At 76.1% G+C, this 7,342-nt stretch carries 2 protein-coding genes; both read right to left on the bottom strand.

Annotation, left to right across the window (positions count from 1 at the left end):
* Positions 1 to 2,940: type I polyketide synthase (locus tag VLK66_RS21885; RefSeq protein WP_325311616.1), on the bottom strand; the 2,940-nt coding region annotated here is incomplete at its 3' end.
* A 93-nt stretch (positions 2,941 to 3,033) separates the two neighbouring features.
* On the bottom strand, positions 3,034 to 7,342 hold a 4,309-nt coding region (locus VLK66_RS21880), incomplete at its 5' end, for an amino acid adenylation domain-containing protein (RefSeq protein WP_325311615.1).

Here is a 7,342-nt window from a genome sequence, read left to right as displayed (position 1 = left end):
GCGGAAGATGGCGTCCATCTTCAGCTCCACGCCGAACTGCAGCCGCAGGCGGCCGATCACGCCGGTACCGAGCAGCGAGTGGCCGCCCAGCTCGAAGAAGTCGTCCTCCACGCCCACCCGCTCCAGCCCCAGCATCTCCCGCCAGACGGCGGCGACCGCCTCCTCCAGCTCGTTGCGCGGCTCCACGTACGCGGTGCGCAGGTGCGCGCGGGCGTCCGGGGTGCCCTGGCCGGCCTCGCCCGGCACGGGCGCTTCGGCGGCGGGCATCGGCAGCTCGGTCACCGCGGCGGAGCCGGTGCGCGGCGCCTCCAGGTAGTAGCGGCGGCGCTCGAACGGGTAGGTGGGGAGCGGGATGCGCCGGCCGCCGCGGCCCTCCGCGAAGGCGCGCCAGTCCACCGGCACGCCCTCGCTCCACGCGCGGCCCACGGCCTCCGCCAGCGCGCGCGTGTCGGCGCCGGCGTCGCGGGGGTGCGGCAGCGAGGCGATCACCGCGTGCGCGCCGCCGCGCGGCACCAGCGTTCCCAGCGTGCGGCCGGGGCCCACCTCCAGCAGCACGCTGTCTTCCCCCGCCCGCAGCAGCGTCTCCACTCCGGCGGCGAAGCGGACGGGGTGGCGGAGCTGGCGCGCCCAGTAGTCCGCGTCCGCCGCCTCTTCCGGCGTGATCCACGTCCCCGTGAGGCTGCTGACGTACGGCAGCTCCGGCGCGCGCGGCCGCGCGCGCCGCACCAGCTCGCGGAACGGGTCCAGGATCGGGTCCATCATCGCGGAGTGGAACGCGTGCGAGGTGTGCAGCCGCCGCACCTCCACGCCGTCCGCCCGCAGCGCCTCCTCCAGCGCGCGCACGGCCTCGGCCGGGCCGGAGACGGTGCACTGCGCGGGGCCGTTCACCGCCGCCAGCGAGACGTCGGCCGGGAGGCGCGGCAGCAGCTCCGCCTCGGAAAGGTGGACGCCGAGCATGGCGCCGGCGGGGAGCGACTGCATCAGCCGCCCGCGTGCGGCCACCAGGCGCAGCGCGTCCTCGGGCGAAAAAACGCCGGCCAGGCACGCGGCGACGAACTCGCCCACGCTGTGGCCCAGCATCGCCTCCGGCCGCACGCCCCAGCGGGTCCACAGCTGCGCCAGCGCGTACTCCACCACGAAGAGCGCCGGCTGCGTCACCGCGGTCTGCCCCAGCCGCGCCGTCGCGGCCTCTTCCGCGCCGTCGGCCGGAACCAGCACGTCGCGCAGGTCGAAGCCCAGCTCGGGGCGCAGGAGCTCCGCGCAGCGGTCCAGCGCGTCGCGGAAGACGGGCTCGGACGCGTAGACGCCCGCCGCCATCCGCACGTGCTGCGCGCCCTGGCCCGGGAAGAGGAAGGCGACCGCCCTTCCCTCGCCCGCGCGGACGCCGGCGGCGGCCCGCAGGGCGTCCACCGCCTCGGCGACGGACGACGCGGGGACGGCCGTCCGCCAGTCGAACGGGGTGCGCCCGGCCTGCAGGGTGAAGGCGGCGTCCGCCAGGTCGATGGAGGGGTTCCGCTCCAGGAAGTCCGCCAGGTTGCGCCGCGCCGCCCGCAGCGCCGTTTCGGTCTTCGCCGAGACGACGACCAGCTGCTCCGGGCGCGGCGTGCCCTCGCGGGCCGGGCGGCGCGGCGGCTCCTCCAGCACGGCGTGCGCGTTGGTCCCGCCGATGCCGAACGAGCTCACCCCCGCGCGCCGCGGCGCGGGCCCCCGCCACGGCATGGTCTCGCGGACCACGTAGAAGGGGCTCCGCTCGATCTCCAGCTTCGGATTCGGCCGGGTGAAGTGCAGGGAGGCGGGGATCACGCCGTCGCGCACCGCCAGCGCGGCCTTGATGAGCCCGGCGACCCCCGCGGCGGTGTCCAGGTGGCCGACGTTGGTCTTGAGCGAGCCCAGCCCGCAGAACCCGGTGTCCGGCGTCTGCGCGCGGAAGGCGCGGGTGAGCGCGGCCACCTCCACCGGATCGCCCAGGCTGGTGCCGGTGCCGTGCGCCTCCACGTAGCCGATGGAGCGCGAGGAGACGCCGGCCACGGAGAGCGCGTCGCCGATCACCGCCGCCTGGCCGTCCACGCCGGGGGCCATGAATCCCACCTTGGCGCTGCCGTCGTTGTTGATGGCGCTCCCCAGGATCACCGCGTGGATGGTGTCGCCGTCCGCGACGGCGTCCTCCAGCCGCTTGAGGACGACGACGGCCACGCCCGCGCTGGCCACCGCGCCCGACGCCTGCTCGTCGAAGGCGCGGCAGTGCCCGTCGGCGGAGGAGATCCCCCCGTCGCGCCAGGTGTAGCCGCGCGGTCGGACGCTGGCGAGGGAGACACCCCCCGCCAGCGCGATCTCGCACTCGCCGCCCAGCAGGGCGCGGCAGGCCACGTGGACGGCCACCAGCGAGGAGCTGCACGCCGTCTGCACGCTCACCGAGGGGCCGCGCAGCCCCAGCTTGTACGAGACGCGGGTGGGCATGAAGTCCTTGTCGTTCCCCACCATCACGTCGTATCCCGCGCGCCCCAGCAGGGCCGCGTACGGCAGCACGTTGTTCAGCAGGTACATGGAGGCGCCGCTTCCCGCGTACACGCCCGCGTGGCCGCCGTACGTTCCCGGGCCGTAGCCCGCGTGCTCCAGCGCGGCCCACGCCAGCTCCAGGAACAGGCGCTGCTGGGGGTCGGTGATCTCCGCCTCGCGGGGGGTGAAGCCGAAGAAGCCGGCGTCGAAGTCCGCGGCGTCCGGCAGCCAGCCCAGGGCGGGGACGTACGCGGGGTCCGACAGCGTCTCGTCGTCCACGCCGGCGGCGCGCAGCTCGTCGACGGTGAAGCGGGAGACGCTCTCGATCCCCGCCTTCAGGTTCTCCCACAGCGCGTCCACGCTGTCCGCGCCGGGAAAGCGCCCCGCCATCCCCACGAGGGCGATCTCGGCGCCGGTGGGCTCCCTGCGTTCTCCCTGGCTCATTCGTCTCTCGGGTGGATCAGGAACGGCGGACCGTCCCGTGGATTTTCAACGAGCTCGTTGCGGCGACTGCGGCCGCCGTCTCCGGCAGACTCCTCACGCGGGTATGCCGCGCCGCAGGCCGGCCAGGCGGCCGGTGCCCTGGCGCAGGCGCTCGTCGCGGCCGCTCACCGGGGCCTCGTCGGCGGAACCGCCGGCGCCGGCGGCCAGGTGGGCGGCCAGCGCGCGCACGGTGGGAAAGCGGAAGAGCTCCACCGCCGTGACGGCGACCCCCATCGCCTCCTGCAGCCGGGCCGCGAGGCGGATCAGCAGGAGCGAGTTGCCGCCCAGGTCGAAGAAGTTGTCGTCCGGCCCCACGGCGTCGCTCCCCAGCACCTGCCGCCACACCTCCGCCAGCGCGCGCTCCCGCCGCGACAGCGGCACCGCGGGGGCGGCGGGGTCGCCGGCCTGCGGCGCGGGAAGGGCGCGGCGGTCCACCTTGCCGCTGGGCGTCATCGGCAGCGCGTCCAGCGCCACGAACGCGGAGGGGACCATGTACGCCGGCAGCTCCGCGCGGACCGCGGCGCGCACGGCATCGACCGGCATCGCTCCATCCGCCGGCACCAGGTACGCCACCAGCCGCCGGTCGCCGGGCTCGTCCTCGCGCACGGCCACGACGGCGTCGCGCACGCCGGGGTAGCGGCGCAGCAGCGACTCGATCTCGCCCGGCTCGATGCGGAAGCCGCGCACCTTCACCTGGTCGTCGGTGCGGCCCAGGAACTCGAGTGCGTGAGTGGGAGAGTGCGTAGGTGCGTGGGGAACGGCTTCGCCCCCTTCGGCATCTCCATTCCACTCTCGCACTCTCGCACTTTCGCACTCTCGCACTTCCCTCCACCGCACGAGGTCGCCCGTGCGGTACAGGCGCGCGCCCGGCTCCGCGGCGAACGGATCGGGGACGAAGCGCTCCGCCGTGGCGCCCGGGCGGTGCAGGTAGCCGCGCGCCACGCCGGTGCCGCCCACGAACAGCTCGCCGGGAATGCCGGCGGGGACGGGGCGCAGCGATGCGTCCAGCACCCGCACCCGGTAGCCCGGCATTGGCCGGCCGATGGGGACCACGGGCTCGTCCGCCCGCACCTCGTGCAGCGTGGCGGCGACCGTCGTCTCCGTCGGCCCGTAGCTGTTGATCAGCTGCACCCCGTCACCCACGCGGCGGCGCCACGACGCCACCCGCTCCGGCAGCGCCCGCTCGCCGCCGAGGATCATCACCCGCAGCGAGGCCGGCACGGGCGGCGCGGCGCGCTCCATCGCGGCCGCGATCTCGTGCCAGAACGCCGTCGGCAGGCTGGCCACGGTGAGTCTCCACCGCTCCGCGGCGCGCCAGAATCCATCCACCGACTGCAGCATCTCCTCGTCGCGCAGCACCATCGTGGCGCCGACGGCCAGGGGGGCGAACAGCTCCTCCACGCTGCTGTCGAAACCGAGCGGCGCGAACTGAAGGAAGCGGTCGGCGGGGGTAAGGGCGTAGGCCTGCCGCGCCGCGTCCACGTACGCCGACAGGCAGCGGTGCGGCACCGCCACGCCCTTGGGACGGCCGGTGGACCCGGAGGTGTAGATGACGTACGCCAGGTCCTCCGGCTCGGCCACTTCGTCCACAAACGGAGGGGATGATTCCAAGGCGGCGAGCTCGGCGGCCAGCTCCGCCACGCGGCCCGCGTAGCCGGCGGGGGCGCCGGCGCCGGTGCCGTCCAGCAGCAGCGCGGCGCCGCTGTCCGCGAGCATGTACGCCTGCCGCTCGGCGGGGTAGGCGGGGTCCAGCGGCAGGTAGGCGCCGCCCGCCTTCAGCACGGCGAGGATGGCGGCCACCGCGTCCACGCTCCGCTCCGCCCGCACCGCGGCGATCCGGCCCGGCTGCACGCCCAGCGCGTGGAGGCGGCGGGCCAGGCGCGCGGCGCGGTCCTCCAGCTCCGCGTACGTCACCGCGCGGTCCCCGCCCTCCACCGCGACCGCGCTGGGCGTCCGCGCCGCCTGCGCGGCGATCCGCTCGTGGATGAGCGCGAAGGCGGCCGGGGATTCGAGCGCCGGGCCTTCTCCGGCGCGCAGGGCGGCATCCACCTCGTCCGCGGAAAGGAGCGGCAGGGCGGAGAGCGCCTCGTCCGGCGCGGCGCAGGCGGCCGCGAGCAGGGTGTGGAAGTGGCCGATCATCCGCAGCGCCGTCACGCGGTCGAAGAGCGCGGTGGCGTACTCCAGCGCGCCGGCCATCCCGTCGCCGTCGGGGCGCAGCACCAGCGTGAGGTCGAAGAGCGCCTGCGTCCCCGCGACGGGCACCGGCTCCGTCCGCAGGCCGGGGAGCGCGGCGGTGCCCTCGTCCGCGGGGTGCAGGCTGAACATCACCTGAAAGAGGGGTGCGTGCGCGGCACTGCGCGGCACCTTCAGCTCGTCCACCAGCCGCTCGAAGGGCATCTCCTGGTGCGCGAAGGCGCCCATCGCCCCCTCGCGCACGCGGTGCAGGAGGGCGCGGAAGCCCGGATCGCCGGACAGCTCCGCCCGCAGCGCCAGCGTGTTGACGAAGCAGCCCACCACGTCCCGCGTCTCCGGCCGCACCCGGTTGGCCACCGGCGTGCCGACGACCACGTCGTCCTGCCGCGCGTACCGGCCCAGCAGCGCCTGGAGGGCGGCCAGCAGCACCATGAAGGGCGTGCACCCCTCCGCCCGCGCCAGCGCGCCGACGGCGTCCGCCACCTCCCGCGGCAGGCGGAAGCGCTCCGCGGCACCCTTCCCGTCCCACCCCGGCGGACGGGGGCGGTCCCCCGGCAACTCCAGCAGGGCGGGCGCATCCGCCAGCGCCTCCGTCCAGTACGCCAGCTGCGCGTCGAAGACGGCGCCGGAGAGGTGCTCGCGCTGCCACGCGGCGTAGTCCGCGTACTGCAGCCCCGGCGCGGACGGCGGCGACGGCTCGCCGCGCGAGAAGGCGCCGTACAGGGCGGCCAGGTCGCGCAGCAGCACCCCCGTGCTCCACCCGTCGGTGATCACGTGGTGCAGGTTCAGCAGCAGCACGTGGTCGTCGGCGTCCAGCCGGTAGAGGTGGATGCGCGCCAGGGGGCCCTGCTCCAGGTCGAACGGGCGCGCCGCCTCGTCCGCCAGCCGGCGCCGCAGCTCCGCCTCGCGCCCGCCCGCGTCCACCCCGGTCAGGTCGGCGGATTCGATGGGCAGGGCGCCGCGCGGGAGAACGACCTGCATCGCCCCGCCCTCCATCCAGCGGAAGACGGTGCGCAGCGACTCGTGGCGCTCCGCCAGCGCGTGCAGCCCCCGTTGCAGCGCGGCGTGGTCGAGCGGGCCGCGGAGCCGCAGGGCCAGGGGAACGGCGTACAGGGCGCGCCCCGGGTCCATGCGGTCCAGCATCCACAGCCGCTGCTGCGGGAAGGAGACGGGCGCCGTGTACGCCCGCACCCGCTCCCCGCGCACCTCGACCTCCGTCGTCGCGTCCCGCGGACGGGGGGTGATGCGGAGGGCGGTGCCCGCCGCCTCCGCGCGCGGCGCGGCGTCGACGGCGGCCGCCAGCGCCCGCACCACGGGATGCTCGAAGAGGGTGCGCAGCGGGAGCCCCACGCCGCAGCGGTCCTCGAGGTGCGACCAGACGTGCATCGCCAGGAGCGAGTGGCCGCCCAGCGAGAAGAAGTCGTCGGCGGCGCCCACCCGCTCCACCCCCAGCACCTCGCCGAACACCTCCGCCACCGCGCGCTCGGTGGGCGTGCGCGGCTCCACGTACGCCGCCGTCTCCGCGGCGGCCTCGGCCGCGGGAAGGGCGCGGCGGTCCACCTTGCCGCTGGGCGTGAGCGGAAAGCGCTCCAGGAAGACGAAGGCCTGCGGGACCATGAAGTCCGGCAGCCCACCGCGCAGGTGGACCTTCAGCGCCTCCACGTCCGGCGCGCCCGCGGCGGACGACGGGACCACCCACGCCGCCAGCCGGCGCGCATCGCCCTCGCCGGCGACCGCCACGACGGCGTCGTCCACCTCCGGGTGCCGGCGCAGGGCGGACTCGATCTCCCCCGGCTCGATGCGGTAGCCCCGCACCTTCACCTGCCGGTCGGTGCGCCCCAGGAACTCCAGCTCGCCGGAGGCCGGCCGGCGCACCCGGTCGCCGGTGCGGTACAGCCGCGCGCCGGGCGCCGCCGGGAACGGGTCGGGAACGAAGCGCTCCGCGGTGAGCGACGGCCGCCCCAGGTAGGCGCGCGCCACGCTCCGCCCGCCCAGGCAGAGCTCGCCCGCCACCCCCGCGGGCGCCACACTCCCCCCGGGCTCCAGCACGTACAGCGCGGCGTTCCCCAGCGGCCGCCCCACCATCTGCCGCGAGACGGCCTCGTCGCCCAGCCGGTGCGAGGCGCAGATGATGGCGGCCTCGGTGGGCCCGTAGAGGACGTGGATCTCC

The sequence above is a fragment of the Longimicrobium sp. genome (genome assembly GCF_035474595.1).
Lineage (GTDB): Bacteria > Gemmatimonadota > Gemmatimonadetes > Longimicrobiales > Longimicrobiaceae > Longimicrobium.
Note: the sequence above shows the minus strand (reverse complement) of the source record. Positions and strands in the feature narration are given on the sequence as shown.